Below are 15,803 nucleotides of genomic sequence, written 5' to 3'. Positions count from 1 at the left end.
TTTGGCTAGGTATGATTGATGTATGACGGAAAAACACACGTTAACCCAGCCGCATGAGGCTGTCGACTATCCGGCCCTGGCGCGCGCCATCAAGGAACAAGGCCGGGCGCTGGGTTTTCAACAGCTGGGCGTCAGCGATATCGATCTGAGCGAGGCCTCGCAACATCTCCGCGCTTGGCTGCAGGCCAACTTCCACGGCGAAATGGGCTATATGGCGCGCCACCAGGCCTTGCGCGACGACCCGCGACAGCTGGTCCCCGGCACTGTGCGCGTCATCAGTGTGCGCATGGACTATCTGCCCCCGAGCGGCGATGCCGAGGCGGTGATGAACAATCCCGAACTGGGTTTTGTGTCGCGCTACGCCCTGGGCCGGGACTATCACAAAGTCATGCGCAAACGGCTGCAGCGGCTGGCCGACTGGATCACGGCGCGCGTCGGTGAATTCGGTTACCGCGTCTTCGTCGACAGCGCCCCGGTGTTGGAAAAGGCCCTGGCGCAGAAGGCCGGGCTGGGCTGGATAGGCAAGCACACCAATCTGCTCAGCCGCACGGCGGGGTCCTGGTTTTTCCTCGGCGAGATCTATACCGACCTACCCCTGCCCACCGATGACAGCCCTGAGGAGCATTGCGGCAGCTGCCGCGCCTGCATCGATATCTGTCCCACCCGGGCTATCGTCGCGCCTTATCAACTGGATGCCCGGCTGTGCATCTCTTATCTCACCATCGAGCTGCACGGCAGTATCCCGGTGGAGCTGCGCGCGCTGCTGGGCAACCGCATCTACGGCTGCGATGACTGTCAGTTGGTCTGCCCCTGGAACCGTTTCGCTCAGTTATCGGGCGAGGATGACTTTCTGCCGCGCCATGGCTTGGACGCCCCCTACCTGATCGAGTTGTTCGCTTGGAGTGAACAAACGTTCAATGAGCGGCTGCAGGGGTCACCCATCCGCCGCATCGGCCATGAACGTTGGTTACGCAATATCGCGGTAGCCTTGGGCAATGGCGCCAAGAGCGAGGCAGTGATCGATGCCTTGAAGGGGCGCCTGGAGCATCCTTCCGAGATGGTCAGGGAGCATGTGCAATGGGCTCTGGACCAGCTGCGCTAAAAAGTTCACCCATGCACGCGCATGGGCACAAACAACACAGCCGATGCCTAGGCTGCAACCTACCCCGCCGGTAGTTTGATGAAGTGTTCACGGTAGTACTGCAACTCGCGGATGGAGTCGCGGATATCGTCCAAGGCCAGATGGGTGGCATTCTTGCTGAACCCCTGCACCACCTTGGGCGCCCAGCGTGCCGCCAACTCCTTCAGGGAACTGACATCCAAGTTGCGATAATGGAAATACCGCTCCAACTCCGGCATGCAGCGATACAGGAAACGTCGGTCCTGACAGATGCTGTTGCCGCACATGGGCGAGGTGTTGGCCGGGACATGGTTACGTAAAAATTCAATGGTCTGCAACTCCGCCTCGCGCTCGCTGATGCGGCTGTTCTGCACCCGCTCGGTGAGGCCGGATTGGCCATGTTGGCGCGTGCACCAATCGTCCATCTGGTCCAGCACCTCGTCGCTCTGGTGGATGGCCAGCACCGGCCCCTCGTCCAGAATATTCAGCTCGGCATCGGTGACGATGGTGGCGATTTCGATGATGCGGTCACTGTCCGGATTCAGACCGGTCATCTCCAGATCGATCCAGATCAGGTTGTTTTGATTTTGGGGCATGCGGTTTCCAATTTGCACATATGATCCAATCATTCTAGCAACAGATGCGCAGCGTGACGACCACGGCCGCGTTATGGTGATCAGATAAAATGGGATAGAATGGGCGCCAGCTTAATTGACGAGGACGGCAATGAGACCTTCACCCATTGTATTGATGTTTGCGACGCTCAGCCTCGTGCCCGCCGCGCAGGCCGCGGAAGATCCGGGCAAGGCCTTGGTGGATAAGCACTGTCAGCGTTGTCATGACAACAGTATTTTTACCCGCAGCGACAGCATTATCCACGCCTATTCCGAACTGCAGGCGCGCGTCGAGTTTTGTGACAACGCCGCCCAGGCCCATATGAGCGAGGCACAAATCAGGCAAGTGATCGAGTATCTCAACGACACTTATTATAAATTCCCCAAGCCGTAACCCTTCCCTCCCCTGATGCCGCGCAAACGCCCCGCCCACCGCCAGCAACAACGACAGAAACAGGAAATCAGCCCAAGCAGTATTGCTGCCCAGGCACTCAACCCGGGACTGGTGGTGGCGCGCTTTGGTGCCGAGCTGGATGTGGAGGATGAGAGCGGCGTGCTGTATCGCTGCACCTCGCGGCGCAAGTTCGGTGCCGTGGTCTGCGGCGATCGGGTCATGTGGCAGCCGACCCACGACAATGAAGGGGTGATCGTGGAGCGCCTGCCGCGCACCACCCTGTTGGCCCGCCCCGATGACGCCGGCCGCGAAAAACCCATCGCCGCCAACATCAGCCGGCTTATTATCGTGGCGACGGTGAAGGCCTTAAGCGACGAGAGTTATTATCTCAATCATAATCTCATCGATCGCTATGTGGTGGCCGCCGAAAGCCTTTCCATCACGCCGATCATTCTTATCAACAAGCTTGATCTGCTCAGCGGCGCGGAACGCAGACAGCTGGAAGCGGATTTGGCGCCTTACCGCGACATCGGTTACACCCTTATCCACACCAGCACCCAAGAGTCTCACGGCCTGGAGCAATTGCGCCTTCAATTAAAGAATCAGACCTGTGTCTTCGTGGGTGAGTCGGGCGTGGGCAAATCATCCATCATCGCCAGCCTGCTAACGCAGGTCGGGATTCGCGTCGGTGCGGTATCGGCCTTATCGGGCAAGGGCAAGCACACCACCACCGCCAGCACCCTGTATCACCTGGACGGCGGCGGGGACCTGATCGATTCACCGGGGGTGAGGGCGTTCGGCCTGATGCGCATCGAGCCGGCCGATCTGGCCCACGGCTTTATCGAGTTTCGCCCCTATCTCGGTCGCTGCAAATTCCATAACTGCATCCACCACGCCGAACCGCAGTGCGCCGTCAAGCAGGCCGTGGCGGACGGCCGCATCAGCCCGCGGCGCTATGCTAATTACCTGGAGATCCTGGTGTCGCTCAGTGCCTGCCGATAGCGGAAATTTCGACTTTCAGCAAGGCCGCCAGCTCATCGGCATTGGCCACCACATCGGCGAGGGTGTATTGATTCAACACCTCGAGGAAGCTGGACCGAGCCGCTTTCAAGGCCTTGATCAAGGCACAACCGGGGGCGATGGGACAGGTATTGTTTTCCTTATCGAAACATTCCACCAAATCAAAATTGGGTTCCGTCTTTTTCACCACTTCGCCGATATTGATCTGCTCCGGACGGTAGGCCAACAGCATGCCGCCACCGCGCCCGCGGGTGGTTTTGATATACCCCAGGTTGGCGAGATTGTGCACCACCTTGACCAGGTGATTGCGCGACACACCATAGCTGTCGGCGATTTCGGTGATGGTGGCCTGCTGCTCGGGGCGCATGCCGAGATAGATCAGCACGCGCAGGGAGTAATCGGTGTAGAGGGTCAACTGCATGGGTCGGGGTTCTGTCCTTGGCGATGAGTCTTAATTGTACCCTATTGGTCCACCGGCTCGATCAACATGGCCGCCGACAGGATCACCAGTGCGCGGGCGATCAGGATGCCCTTGCCCTGGGCGCGATGATCGGCGCGCACGCTGTCATCCCCCTTAAGTAATTTCCTGGCGGTGAGAATCTGCAGCACGTAAAGCGCATACAGCACCAACACCAGAATAAAGTGCATCCAGATCATGAAGGATAGGATTTCCTCCTGTTCGATCAGACGCCGGTACCAGTCCTTGTTCAAGACCAGATAGACGGGAAAGAACAGATCGATAAGCATTATGGAGGCCATCACCGGGATGTGGAAATAGCGCTTCTTGGCCCAGAAGAAGGCCCACACCATGAGGGCGTAGGTCGCGATTACGAACAGTAGGGTGCCGCCTATCATGATGTAGTTTGACTCCTCACAGCGTCTGCCGGCCGGCCATGGCATGGGACAGGGTGCCGCCATCGATGTATTCCAACTCACCGCCCATGGGCACGCCGCGAGCGATACGGCTGACGGCCACGCCATGGCTGCGCGCCAGCTCGGCGATGTAGTGGGCGGTCGCCTCGCCCTCCACGGTGGAATTGGTGGCCAGGATCACCTCTTTGATCTCCCCCTGCCCCAGCCGGATCGATAACAAATCGAGACCGATATCAGCGGGGCCAATGCCGTCCAGGGGTGACAAATGGCCCATGAGCACGAAATACAATCCCTTGTAGACATTAGACTGCTCGATGGCGGCCACATCGGTCGGCATTTCCACCACGCACAGCAGGGAACGGTCGCGGCTCGGGCTGGCGCAGACAGGGCAGATCTCCAATTCGGTGAGCGTGCGGCAGGAGGTGCAATGCCCCACCTTGTCCGCCGCTGCGGTGAGGGCCGCGGCCATGCGCCGGGCACCGTCACGATCACGCTCCAGCAGATGATAGGCCATGCGCTGGGCGGACTTGGGCCCCACGCCGGGCAGGCAGCGCAGGGCTTCGATCAAATCGGCGATCAGTGAGCTTTGCGTCATCAATTCAGTCCGCCGCCCGCGGCGGCATTTCAGCGATGTGGGTTTTCAAGGGGTGTGATACTGCCTTTGAATAATATTAAAACGGCAGTTTCATTCCCGGCGGCAGGCCCATACCCGCGGTCATACCGGACATACGCTCCTGGGTCTCGCGCTCCACCTGACGCACGGCGTCATTGACGGCGGCGGCGAGCAGGTCTTCCAGCATCTCCTTGTCCTCCTCCATCAAGCTTTGATCGACGGAGACCCGGCGTACGTCGTGGCGGCCGGTCATCACCACGCTCACCAATCCGCCGCCGGCCTGGCCGGTGACCTCCATGTTGGCCAGTTCCTCCTGGGCCTTTTGCATGTTTTCCTGCATCTTCTGGGCCTGCTTCATCAGGCCGCCCAATCCACCTTTCATCATGTCTACCTCGCTGTGTATTGAGTGGGGGTTTATTGTTCCAGCGGCCGCACCGAATCCGGTACCACCTGGGCATCGAACACTTCACGTATGCGCTGCACATTGGGGTCGGTGCTAATGGCATCCACCGCGGCCTGTTGCCGGTCCTCGGCCTGGCGTTGTTGGATACCGGCCGGGGTCTGGCTGTTATCGCCACCGCTGACGAATTCCAGCCTGACGCTCTCGCCGTAATACTTGCTCAAGGCCTGCTGCAGGCGCTGCTCCAGGGTCTTGCTGCGCAGCGTGGCATGCTGCTTGGACAGCGCCAGGCGGATCACAGTGCCCTGCCTGCCCACCAGCACGGAATTGGCCGCCAGTTGGTAGGCCATCCCCTTCAAGCCGAGCTGCTGCACCACCTCGGGCCACGGGCAGGCGTCCGGGCCGGTTGTCGGCGCAGTCGGCGGCGCCGGCTCTTGCACAGCGGATGGGCGCCGCTCGGCTGGCGCCGATGTCGTGGCGGGCCGGGCATGCCCCGTGACAGGGGTTTGCGCCTGCGCCTCAGGTTGCGCCGTGGAACTGTCGGGGCGGAATGCCAGCATGCGCAGCAATACCATTTCCAAACCGCTGCGCAGTTCCGGGGCCAGGGGCAGATCACGGCGCCCGATCAGACCGATCTGGTAATAAAGCTGGATATCCTCGGCGCTGATTTTGTCCGCCAGGGCCGCCAGCGCTTGCTGATCGGCAAGACCTTCTAGCGTCGCCGGGGCCAACTGGGCCAACGCCAGCGTATGCAGTTGGGAGATCAGTTCCGCCAGCACGGCACTGAAATCCGTGCCCTGCTGGGCCAGGTCGTTGACGGTCTCCAGGATGGCCGTGGCGTCGTTATCCGCCAGGCCCTGCAACAGGCGCAGCACATGACCACGGTCAATCGTGCCGAGCATGGCGCGTACCTCATCCTCCACCAGTTTGCCGCCGCCGTAGGCGATGGCCTGGTCGAGCAGGCTGAGGGCGTCGCGCATACTGCCGTCGGCGCCCGCGGCGATCAGGGTCAGGGCCGCCGGGTCGAACTCAACACCCTCTTGCGCGAGCACATGGGCAAGATGGCCGCCGATCATCTCCGGCGCCATGCGCTTAAGATTGAACTGCAGACAACGCGACAAAATGGTCACCGGCAGCTTTTGCGGATCGGTGGTGGCAAGCAGGAATTTGACGTGCGGCGGCGGCTCCTCCAGGGTCTTCAACAAAGCGTTGAAGCTGTGGGCGGAGAGCATGTGCACCTCGTCGATGAGGTAAACCTTGTAGCGCCCGCGGGTGGGGGCGTACTGCACGTTTTCCAACAGCTCGCGGGTGTCTTCCACCTTGGTGCGCGAGGCGGCGTCCACTTCAATCAGATCGACGAAGCGGCCCTCGTCGATCTCGCGGCAGGCGCCGCACTCACCGCACGGTGTGGAGCTCACCCCCGTTTCGCAATTCAGCGACTTGGCAAAGATACGCGCAACGGTGGTCTTGCCCACGCCGCGGGTGCCGGTAAACAAATAGGCATGGTGCAGACGCTCGTTGTCCAGAGCGTTGATCAGGGCGCGCAGCACATGCGCCTGTCCCACCATGGCGGGAAAATTGCGCGGCCGCCATTTACGCGCCAAGACCTGATAACTCATACGGCGCCCCGACAGTCTGGATTGTGAAAGCTGTTGAATGACATAAGGCCTGATTTTAACTCAAAACGGCGTTCACCACACGGTCGCGGCCGGACAAATCAGGGGGGATGCAAAGATAGGAGGCGGCCCGCGCCCGCCGTGCCCCGGCACACGAATCCATCACTACCGTTGCTCCCTTCCGGGCCTGGCGGGGTTCGCAATGTATCGTTGCGGGGTGACCGACGCGGACCACCATAACCGGTGCGTACTGCTGAATCGGATCAGAAAATACAAAAGAAGGCGGATTCTAACACACCCCCGCCGAATTCACAGCCGCGCGCTGCGCCAACAAAAAAGGGGCGCGAAGCCCCGACCTCCACACTCAGCGTCACCTTGATCAGTAGCGGCCGTGGGTCTTGTTGATGTAGTTGGTGAGTTGCTCGGTTTCCTGATTCATACGCAACAGATTGGAATGGGTAATGCGAAAGATGGAACGCATGACTTTGTAGACAATCCGCGGATGCGTGTCGAGCAGTGACTCGAAGGCGTCGGGCTCCAGGGTATAGACGGTGGCCTGCCCGTCGGCCTCTAATGTCGCCTTACGCGGCGTGCGATCGACGAAGGCGCGGGTACCGGCCACTTCGCCCGCCTTCATGGTATAGACATGCTTGAGTTGGCCTTCCGATTCGCTCAGCACCTTCAGCTTACCCTCAATCAGGACGAACAGTGTGTGTTCGGTACCGCTCTCGCTCACCAGGTTTTCGCCGTCCTTAAGCTGGCGTGCATCCATGATACCGCTTAATACCTCGCATTCCTTCAAAGTCAACTCGCCGCCCAGCACCGAGGCGCCGATCTTTTCGAAATCAGGTTTATCGCTCATTTGGTACACTCCCTGTTTATTTTCTCTGCTTATCTTAACGAACCGTTGCCGTGATTCTTTACATATACCCACTAATACCATATGGTTATAACGGTATGATTACAAACGATTAACTTTGCATAGCATATAATGATTAGAGCGCTATGTGTTACCCAAGCGGACGTAACGACGGCCGCGACACTCAATCAAGGGAGATAAATCAAGCCATGGCTTCAAGCGTCGACGAACTCAGCGTGGAATATTCCGAAGGCGACCAGGTACTGGTCAAGGAACTGGACAAGAAGGTGCTGTCAAAGGGCGCCTGGGCAACGCTCATTTTCCGCTATCAGGACTGGGACGCCAAAAAGGAGGAATACGGCAAGGAAAAATACACCATCCGCCGCTACCAGAAACGCAACGGCGAATACTTCCAAAAATCCAAATTCAATATCTCCAGCCCCGATCAGGCCCAGGCCATTATCGATGCCTTGCAGGGCTGGCTTAAAGACTAGCCCGACAGACTAAAAAGCCGCCCCGGGGGCGGTTTTTGTCAGCCTATATGTCATCCAATCCCAAATAACGCGCCACTTGCTGTTGCCAAGCGGCGGACTCCAACTGGTTCAACAACTGGCGGTCGATCGGCTCTTTCAGGGCGCTGTTTTCCGGCAGGGCGATGGCATAGTCCTGACGCCGAAAATCATTGGCCAATACCTGAATCCGGCCGCGGAAATCGGTCTCGGCAAAATACTGCAGCAGCGGTTGGTCGTAAACGAAGGCGTCCAACTCGCCCCTGGCCAATGCCGCCAGGCCCTGCTGCACACTGTCGAACCCGGTGGCGCTGATGTGGCGGCTCTCCAGATAGGCCATGCTGGCCGAATTTTTTACGCTGCCGGTATGACTGCGATACAGATCCTGGGGCCCGCTGATGCCGCTGGAAAGCTGGCCCACGGTCAACGACGAGGCGATGGCGGCGGTAAAGCTGGAGATGATGATAATGCTGGCAAACATCCACACCAGCGCCACCAAGCGCCCGCCGAGGGTGAGCGGCGCCTTGTCACCGTAGCCCACCGTGGTCATGGTCACCGCCGACCACCACAGCCCCGAGCCGATACCGTTCACCGCCGCGCCCGCGAATTGCTCATTGCGGCGGCGCTCGAACAGCCACACCAGCACCCCGATCACCAGCAATACCAGCAGCAAGGCCATCACCGCAGTAACAAACTGCAGGGTAAAAAAGCGTTTCACCACGCTCAACCAGGCGCCCTGACCCTCAGGGGGCACGGCGATACTCAGGCCCGAACTATAAAACGGATGGCTGAAATCCATTTGCCGCTCGCGCTCCGCGGTGACGGTCAGCGCCGCCACCGCAGCGGCATACGTGCCGTCACTCACGCCCTCCAGCATACCGGCCAAACTCTCTTCCTGCAGCGTGTAGCTCAGGCCCATCTCGGTGGCGATATCGCGCCAAAGATCGATGCTGATGCCGCTCCAACTGCCGTCCTCGTGCTTGATGGCGAAGGGCGGCGCGTGCTTGGTCGCCACCCGCAGCTTAGCGTCATCAGCGGCGCCCTGTTGCGCCACCGCCGCAATCGGCACGCAGCACATAAAGGCAACGCAAATCAGCCTGCAAAAAGAATTCATGGCATTACTCCTTTGACAGCGGTTTTCATTTATCATACCGAAAAAACCCTTACCCCTAAGTCGCGAAATCGAGTGGGCCCATGAACCGATTTAAAACATTAATTACCTTGTTGTTGTGCGGCGCCAGCCTCAGCGCTCATGCCTATACCCTGGAATTCAACCGCGCCGAACTGCAGCAGTATGTGGTGGACTACTTTCCGTTAAGCCAGCAGACCCCTTTCTCCCGCGTCACCTATTCCAATCCCAGCGTGATGTTGGACGAAAAGACCAATCGCATCGGTCTGGAGGTCACCGTGCGTGCCGAGATGCCGGGCATGATGGCCATCGCCGGGCGCGGCCAGATCGACGGCGACCTGGAATACCGCAAGGAGACGCACCAGTTTTATCTGCACGATCCGCAGATCAACAACATCCGCTTCGCCAACGCCGACCGGCAACTCACCGGCACGGTGCAACAAATGCTCAGCAGCATCAGTCAACAGAGTCTGCCGATGATCTTGGTGTATGAGCTGAAGGACACTGAACTGCGCGAAAAGATGGCCCGAGGCGTATTAAAGAAGGTGGCGGTGAAACGGGGCAAGCTCTATGTGGATGTGGACTTACCCTTCTGATTCATCCTCTGTGCGACGCCGCATAGCCTCAGCCGAGCCCAGGCAAATTATCACGATAAAAACGGACGTCGCTCGGCACCGCGCCGCGTATCCCCACCACCGCGCTGGCAAAGTTCTGAGCCGTATCGAGGGTCCGCTGCAGGGGCCAGTCGTTCAACAGGCCGTGCAACAGCACCGCGGTAAAGGCGTCCCCTGCACCCACCGTATCCACCACCTGCGTCGCTGCGGCCGGCGCGACCCGGGCGACCGCACCCTCTTCCGCATAGGCCACCGCCCCTTTTGATCCGTGGGTCACCAACAACAGCTCCAAACCACAGCGCCGGCGCAGACCCTGCGCCCGCGCCTCGGCATCGGCCTGCTCGTCGGTGAGCAGGGCCAACTCATGCTCGTTGAGCTTGGCCCAGCGGGCGCGCTGCAGATATTCATGCACCCTACTGCCGTCCCACCACGGCGGCCGTAGATTGACGTCGAGAAAGATGGAAAAATCACCGCGCTGCAGCAACGCATCCAGGGCTTGACGCGAGACCGGATTACGCAGCGCCAGCGTGCCGTGATACAGCAACGCGGGCTGATCAATCGCAGGAAATGCGGCGGCCTGGATAAAATCGTAGGCGACATCGCGTTTGATATCGTAGTGCGGTTCACCGTCTTCGATGGTGACAATGACCTGCCCGGTGGGATGGCTGTCGTCCCGCTGCAGGCCGCTGACGTCCATGCCCCATTGCGCCATGGCCTGGATGATGTTGGCGCCATGACTGTCATCGCCGACGCGCGAGATGAAACACGGCGCGTCACCCAAGGCCTGCAGGTGCCAGGCGACATTGAAGGGCGCGCCGCCCAATACGGTCTGACCATCGGAAAAACAGTCAAACAATACCTCGCCGAAAATGACCGGCTTCAATCGGCCCGCGCTGTCAGCCTGTGCCATCGCTTCCTCCTGTATTGTCACCGGTCGTCCGGCCCTTTGCAGCTGCCGAAAAAATCATAATGTTCGATGGCCTCAAGAATCCCGGCGGCGAACGGTCTTTCGGCAAAATAGATACGCTCCTTATCCATCAACTGCGACAACTCTTCGTTGTGCCGGTTGGCGACCACCGCCGCCAGGGTGTTACCGCGCATCATATCCTCGTCAGCACCCGAGCCGCCCGCCACCAGGATGTGCTCCAGGGGGATGCCCCAGCGGTCACTGATATAACGTAGTGCCAGCCCCTTGGAGGCGCGGATCGGCGTGATATCGAGGAACTGGCCGAAGGCCAGGCTGACGTTCACCGATTGCTCCTCTTTGTGCAACAGACTGTTGATTTCGCGGACGTCCGGGGCGTTCTCTTGATCATAGAAATAGCTGATCTTGAAGCGGCTTTGCTCCGTTTTAGGCTGCAGCTCCAAGCCCGGCATTTCACTCAGCACGCGGCGCACGATATGCGGCGTCCAATGATAATCGATCTGCTTTTTCCAAGCGTCGTCGACGGTCAGTTTAGGCGCGTAATAGATCTCGGTGCCGCCGCTGGTGATAAGAAAATCAGGCTCGGGAATGCCGTACTGCTTCATCTTTTTCAAGGCCGAATCCAGACGGCGCCCGGTGGCGATACCGAACTTAACCAGCTTGCGATGTTGCCGCATCACGCCGACAAATTCCCGCAGTGATTGCTCGTCGCCGATCAGGTTCTGATCCAGGTCGGTAAAGATGGCGCGGCTGCGGTAGAGTTGTTGCTTCAACTGTGCCGGTCGCCGCTCGATCAGATCCTTGCGCCCCAGTTCGACGATGGGGTCAATCACCTCCAGATAGCGACTGGCATGGGCATCCCAGGAATAGTGCTCGCGCACGCCCGCCAGGCCGGCGGCGGAGAGCTGTTCCCACGTATCCTTATCCGAGATGATTTCCACCAGCGCGGTGCCCATGGCGTCGGTATCCAGGGCATCGATCAATACGCCGTTGTTGCAGTTTTCGATGATATCGCGCGGCCCGCCGTCGTCGGTGGCCACCAGCGGCAGGCCGCAGGCGGCGGCCTCGATCAGGGTCAGGCCGAAGGGTTCGGTCAGGGCCGGATTGACGAACACGCCTTTAAGGCTGGCCGCCAGGCGATAAAACAGCGGCACCTGGTTGCGCGCGTGATGTTTGGGAAAGGCGATCTTACCCCACAGATCATAGCGATCGATGGTGACGAAGAGCTCGTGGAAGACTTCCTGGGCGCCCTCTTCCAGTTCGTCGACGTCATCACGGTTGCCGGCCACCACCACCAGATTGGCCAGCTGCTGCAAGCGCTCCGATTCACCATAGGCCTTGACCAGGGCGCTGATGTTCTTACGCTTATCCGGGCGCGACAGGGCCAGGATCATGGGCTTATTGGGTTGGTTGAGAAAGCGCTTGAGCTCGTCGAACAGTGCGCTATGCTTCTCGTCGCCTTGCGGCGGCATGAAGTGCGATAGATTGGTACCGGGGGGAATGACGCGCATCTGTTCAGGCTGATAATGATCATAGAGTTCGTATTGCTCTTCGATCTCCTGAAAGGTGCTGGTGATAACACGCTCCGCCGAGGCCAGGGCCAGCTCCTCGCCCTCGATACGGTGGGTGATATTGTACAGCCGTTCCACATCCTCGGCCGACAGGCCGCTGGCCAGCAGACGACGGCGCTTAACCCGCCCCAGGGAGTGACCGGTAAACACCATGGGCAGGGCCAGCAGATTGGCGAGTCGATAGCCGACGTAACCGGCATCGGCGTAATGCCCGTGAATCACATCCGGCAGGCGCTCGCCTGCACGCAGATAGTTCAAGGTGTTGTCGGCGAAGGCATCCAGGTGATCCCACAATTGTTCCTTGGCGATATACCCGGGCGGTCCGGCTTCAATGCGGACAATCCGTGCACCGTCGCCGATCTCTTCGACGGGCTGAGCGTAATCCGAGGAGACGCGTTCATCGTCGACCAGGCGCGTCAGCAGGTCGACCCGCGCCACGTCCGGATGCTTGGCCAGGGCCTGTGCCAGCTCCACCACATAGAGTATCTGACCGCCGGTGTCGGCATCACGCCCCAGCTCCAGGTCATCGCCGCGGATCAGGCCGTGGACACTGACCAGGACAATATAGAGATCCTTGGGATTCGTGCTCATAGGGATAACCCCGTCGTCAGCCTGATCAAGTTTCCGCTCCCGTTAGCTACCGTGTTCGTGTTTATCTCAGTGACTGGGTTTGGCCAGCACCATAAAATCGTAGGGGTCCAACAACAATTCGCGCGTGGCGGTGATCGCCTTGCCGGCCACCAAGTCGACCACCGTCTTGCGCAAGCCCAACATCCGCAAGCGGCGTGCCTCCAGGCTCTGCGGCAGACCGCTGAAATTGGCCAGCACCAATACATTATAGTGATCATGATTGCGAAAATAGCCAAATACGTGTTTGTTGCCGGTGTCGACGATCTCGGTCTCGGAGCGGGTGAAGGCGAGATTCTGCTGGCGTATCTGAATTAAGCGCAGCAGGCCGTGATAGACCCGCCCGCTGATGCTCTTGGGATCGTGGCGCTCCTCGACCTTGCCCCAGTCGAAGGGCGGTCGGTGCACCCAGCGTGTATCGCCGACCTTTTCCAAATCCTGATCATAGGTGTAGTCGTTCAAGGCCCCCAGCTCGTCGCCCAGATAAATAACGGGAATGCCGCCGATGGTCAAAGTCACGCCATAAAGCAGCATGATGCGGCGGATGGCCAGGTCCACGCCCGCCTCGTCTTTCTCCTCTACCGCCTTTTCCAGACCGGTGAGCGAGGCGCAAGTGCCTGAAACACGGGCGTCACCCGTTTCGGGATCCTCTTGAAACGGCAGGCCGCGGGCGAAGCTGCCCTCGAATTTACCGGTATAGAAACGGGTCAGGAAATGACGATGGGCGCCCGGGTCCAAATTGAAGGCGGCGACGTCATCATTGGAAAAGGCCCAACCGATGTCGTCATGGCAGCGCACATAATTGACCCAGGCGCAATTCTCCGGAATGCTGAAGCGGCGCTCCATGGCGTGACGCAGGATGTTCACATCCTGGGTCGCCAGGGCCTCCCACAACAGGGCCATCAGCTGCGGATTATAGGATAGCTGGCACTCCTCTTCGCTGATGTACTTGCTCACCTCATCGGGATGCACGATGGCCTCGGACTTGAACACCATGGCCGGGGCGGCGATATGCACCACGGCATTAAAGGCCTGGATCAGCACGTGGGCCTCGGGCAGATTCTGCGAGGTGGTGCCGAGCTTCTTCCAGATAAAGGCCACCGCATCCAGGCGCAGGATCTCCACGCCCTGGTTGGCGAGAAACAGCATCTCCTCCAACATGCGACTGAAGACGATGGGGTTTTCGTAGTTCAAATCCCACTGGTAATTGTGAAAGGTGGTCCAGACCCATTTTTTCAGGCCGTTGCGATAGGTGAACGATCCCGGGCGCTCATCGGGAAAAATGGTGATCAGATTCTTTTCATAGGCCTCCGGCATGCTGCGGTCCGGAAACAGTCGGTAATAGGATTGATATTCGGGATCACCGGCCAGGGCCTGCTGCGCCCAGTCGTGCTCGTCCGAGGTGTGATTGAAGACAAAGTCCAAACACAAGGAAATCCCGCGGGCGCGCAACTCGCCGGCCAGCTCGCTGAGCTGCTCCATGGTACCGATCTTGGTATTGATTTCGCGGTAACTGCTGACCGCGTAACCGCCGTCGTTATCGCCCTCGGGCTCCTTGAACAAGGGCATCAGGTGCAAATAGTTGATGCCCATCTCCTTGAGATAGGGGATGCGCTCGAACATGCCCTGGAGGTCGCCGGCAAACAGATCGATGTAGCACATGGCGCCCACCAGGCGATTGGACTGATACCAATGCGGATCGGCCTCGCGCATGGCATCCAGCGCCTTCAATTCGCTGGGACGCTCCAGCCACATCTGGGTGGCCGAGGCGAGGATATTTTCCAGATGGTAGAAAAAATCGTATTGCGCGCCGTAGACGTGGTAAAGGCACTTGAACAGGCGTGGAAAGTGATATTTGAGACGTTGCAGATAATTCTGCCACTCATCCGCATCGACCTGTTCCTTAAAGCGCGCGTCCAGCCTGGGCAACAGACGCTGCAACGAGGTGTGCGACTGCTTGTCCAGCCAGGTATCCTCTTTCAATTGTTCGCCGGCAAAACGGATATTCATTCAATCAATAACTCAACATGCTTGTGTTTGAACGAGGGAACGGGATTATCCCTGGGTTTTTTTATAGATGTCATAAAAATAATTGGTCGCCGCCACGAAGCCGTCCACACTGCCGCAATCGAAACGCTGCCCCGCAAAGCGGCAGGCAATCACCTTGCCCTGCCGGGCCTGGGCCAACAAGGCGTCGGTAATCTGCACTTCCCCGCCCTTGCCGGGCGCCGTCTCGCGCAAAATGGCGAAAATATCCGGCGTCAAGATATAACGCCCGATAATGGCCAGGTTGGACGGGGCCTGGTCCGCCGGCGGCTTCTCCACCATATCGCTGACCCGCATCAAACCCTCTTCAATGAACTCACCCGCCACCACGCCGTATTTATCCACCTCCTGGGCCGGCACCTTTTCCACCGCCACCACGCTGCACTGATACTTGTCATACACCGCCATCAGTTGCGACATCACCCCCGCCGAGGTGCCGACACACAGGTCATCGGCCAGGATCACGCCGAAGGCTTCGTTGCCGATGAGGGTCTCACCGGTGAGAATGGCATGCCCCAGCCCCTTCATCTCGATCTGACGGGTATAGGAAAAGGTGCAATCCTTGATCAGGGCGCGCACCTCGCCCAGACGGTCTTCCTTGGCCGTGCCGCTGATCTGATCTTCCAGCTCATAGGTGATATCAAAATGATCTTCGATGGCACGCTTGGTACGGCCGGTGACGAAGGCGATGCGCCGCATACCGGCATCATGAGCCTCCTCCACGCCGTATTGGATCAAGGGTTTGTTGACCACCGGCAACATCTCCTTGGGCATGGCCTTGGTGGCCGGCAGAAACCGTGTGCCATAACCTGCGACAGGAAACAGGCATTTGTTAATCATCTACTAACTCCCGAAAATTCTTATCCAGATTTA

Annotated in this window: 17 protein-coding genes; 5 read left to right on the top strand and 12 right to left on the bottom strand. The window is 59.1% G+C overall.

The window, feature by feature from the left end:
* Window positions 1-22: 22 nt before the first annotated feature.
* A complete protein-coding gene (locus tag Tel_08410; protein ID ALP53176.1) occupies window positions 23-1,102 on the top strand; it encodes an epoxyqueuosine reductase in 1,080 nt (359 codons plus the stop codon).
* A 59-nt stretch (window positions 1,103-1,161) separates the two neighbouring features.
* Here Tel_08410 and Tel_08405 read toward each other — a convergent pair whose 3' ends face one another.
* Complete coding sequence (locus Tel_08405; protein ID ALP53175.1) at window positions 1,162-1,716, bottom strand: oligoribonuclease; 555 nt, start codon at window positions 1,714-1,716, stop codon at window positions 1,162-1,164.
* Window positions 1,717-1,870: 154 nt separating this feature from the next.
* Between Tel_08405 and Tel_08400 the strand changes: the two genes are divergently transcribed.
* Window positions 1,871-2,128, top strand: coding sequence for a hypothetical protein (locus Tel_08400; GenBank protein ID ALP53174.1), 258 nt, complete (start codon window positions 1,871-1,873; stop codon window positions 2,126-2,128).
* Between the two features lie 15 nt (window positions 2,129-2,143).
* On the top strand, window positions 2,144-3,130 hold the full coding sequence (locus Tel_08395; GenBank protein ID ALP53173.1) for a hypothetical protein: 987 nt from the start codon (window positions 2,144-2,146) through the stop codon (window positions 3,128-3,130).
* On the opposite strand, the gene Tel_08390 is transcribed toward Tel_08395, so the two are convergent.
* The 6 genes from Tel_08390 to Tel_08365 all read right to left on the bottom strand — a co-directional run bounded on the left by Tel_08390 (window position 3,114) and on the right by Tel_08365 (window position 7,512).
* Window positions 3,114-3,569: a hypothetical protein gene (locus Tel_08390; GenBank protein ALP53172.1), complete on the bottom strand. Its 456-nt coding sequence runs from the start codon at window positions 3,567-3,569 to the stop codon at window positions 3,114-3,116. The two genes, Tel_08395 and Tel_08390, sit on opposite strands and share 17 nt — an antisense overlap.
* A gap of 41 nt (window positions 3,570-3,610) precedes the next feature.
* A complete protein-coding gene (locus tag Tel_08385; protein ALP53171.1) occupies window positions 3,611-4,048 on the bottom strand; it encodes a hypothetical protein in 438 nt (145 codons plus the stop codon).
* Window positions 4,020-4,616 carry a recombination protein RecR gene (gene recR, locus Tel_08380; GenBank protein ALP53170.1) on the bottom strand — a complete coding sequence of 199 codons (597 nt, stop codon included), beginning with the start codon at window positions 4,614-4,616 and terminating at the stop codon, window positions 4,020-4,022. Before recR ends, Tel_08385 begins: the two co-directional genes overlap by 29 nt.
* 76 nt (window positions 4,617-4,692) lie before the next feature.
* Window positions 4,693-5,019 (bottom strand): nucleoid-associated protein, encoded by a 327-nt coding sequence (locus Tel_08375; protein ID ALP53169.1) that lies wholly within the window; start codon window positions 5,017-5,019, stop codon window positions 4,693-4,695.
* 29 nt (window positions 5,020-5,048) lie between these two features.
* Window positions 5,049-6,653, bottom strand: coding sequence for a DNA polymerase III subunit gamma/tau (locus Tel_08370; GenBank protein ID ALP53168.1), 1,605 nt, complete (start codon window positions 6,651-6,653; stop codon window positions 5,049-5,051).
* Window positions 6,654-7,029: 376 nt separating this feature from the next.
* The gene (locus tag Tel_08365; protein ALP53167.1) at window positions 7,030-7,512 is read right to left on the bottom strand and encodes a Crp/Fnr family transcriptional regulator; all 483 of its coding nucleotides are present in this window, start codon (window positions 7,510-7,512) and stop codon (window positions 7,030-7,032) included.
* Between the two features lie 206 nt (window positions 7,513-7,718).
* Here Tel_08365 and Tel_08360 point away from each other — a divergent pair, with 206 nt between their 5' ends.
* Window positions 7,719-8,003, top strand: coding sequence for a hypothetical protein (locus Tel_08360; GenBank protein ALP53166.1), 285 nt, complete (start codon window positions 7,719-7,721; stop codon window positions 8,001-8,003).
* 43 nt (window positions 8,004-8,046) lie between these two features.
* Here the strand turns inward: Tel_08360 and Tel_08355 are convergent, their stop codons facing one another.
* Window positions 8,047-9,003 (bottom strand): ABC transporter substrate-binding protein, encoded by a 957-nt coding sequence (locus tag Tel_08355; GenBank protein ID ALP54786.1) that lies wholly within the window; start codon window positions 9,001-9,003, stop codon window positions 8,047-8,049.
* A gap of 236 nt (window positions 9,004-9,239) precedes the next feature.
* On the opposite strand from Tel_08355, the gene Tel_08350 reads away from it, so the two are divergent.
* The gene (locus Tel_08350; GenBank protein ALP53165.1) at window positions 9,240-9,743 is read left to right on the top strand and encodes a hypothetical protein; all 504 of its coding nucleotides are present in this window, start codon (window positions 9,240-9,242) and stop codon (window positions 9,741-9,743) included.
* A 28-nt stretch (window positions 9,744-9,771) separates the two neighbouring features.
* Here Tel_08350 and Tel_08345 read toward each other — a convergent pair whose 3' ends face one another.
* The 4 genes from Tel_08345 to Tel_08330 all read right to left on the bottom strand — a co-directional run bounded on the left by Tel_08345 (window position 9,772) and on the right by Tel_08330 (window position 15,770).
* Window positions 9,772-10,671 carry a hypothetical protein gene (locus tag Tel_08345; protein ID ALP53164.1) on the bottom strand — a complete coding sequence of 300 codons (900 nt, stop codon included), beginning with the start codon at window positions 10,669-10,671 and terminating at the stop codon, window positions 9,772-9,774.
* A gap of 17 nt (window positions 10,672-10,688) precedes the next feature.
* Entirely contained in the window at window positions 10,689-12,848 is a 2,160-nt protein-coding gene (locus tag Tel_08340) for an HAD family hydrolase (protein ALP53163.1), read from the bottom strand.
* 66 nt (window positions 12,849-12,914) lie between these two features.
* Window positions 12,915-14,867 carry an amylosucrase gene (locus Tel_08335; protein ALP54785.1) on the bottom strand — a complete coding sequence of 651 codons (1,953 nt, stop codon included), beginning with the start codon at window positions 14,865-14,867 and terminating at the stop codon, window positions 12,915-12,917.
* Between the two features lie 72 nt (window positions 14,868-14,939).
* Window positions 14,940-15,770 carry a UTP--glucose-1-phosphate uridylyltransferase gene (locus tag Tel_08330; GenBank protein ID ALP53162.1) on the bottom strand — a complete coding sequence of 277 codons (831 nt, stop codon included), beginning with the start codon at window positions 15,768-15,770 and terminating at the stop codon, window positions 14,940-14,942.
* Window positions 15,771-15,803 lie beyond the last annotated feature (33 nt).

Source organism: Candidatus Tenderia electrophaga, from assembly GCA_001447805.1.
Lineage (GTDB): Bacteria > Pseudomonadota > Gammaproteobacteria > Tenderiales > Tenderiaceae > Tenderia > Tenderia electrophaga.
Note: the sequence above shows the minus strand (reverse complement) of the source record. Positions and strands in the feature narration are given on the sequence as shown.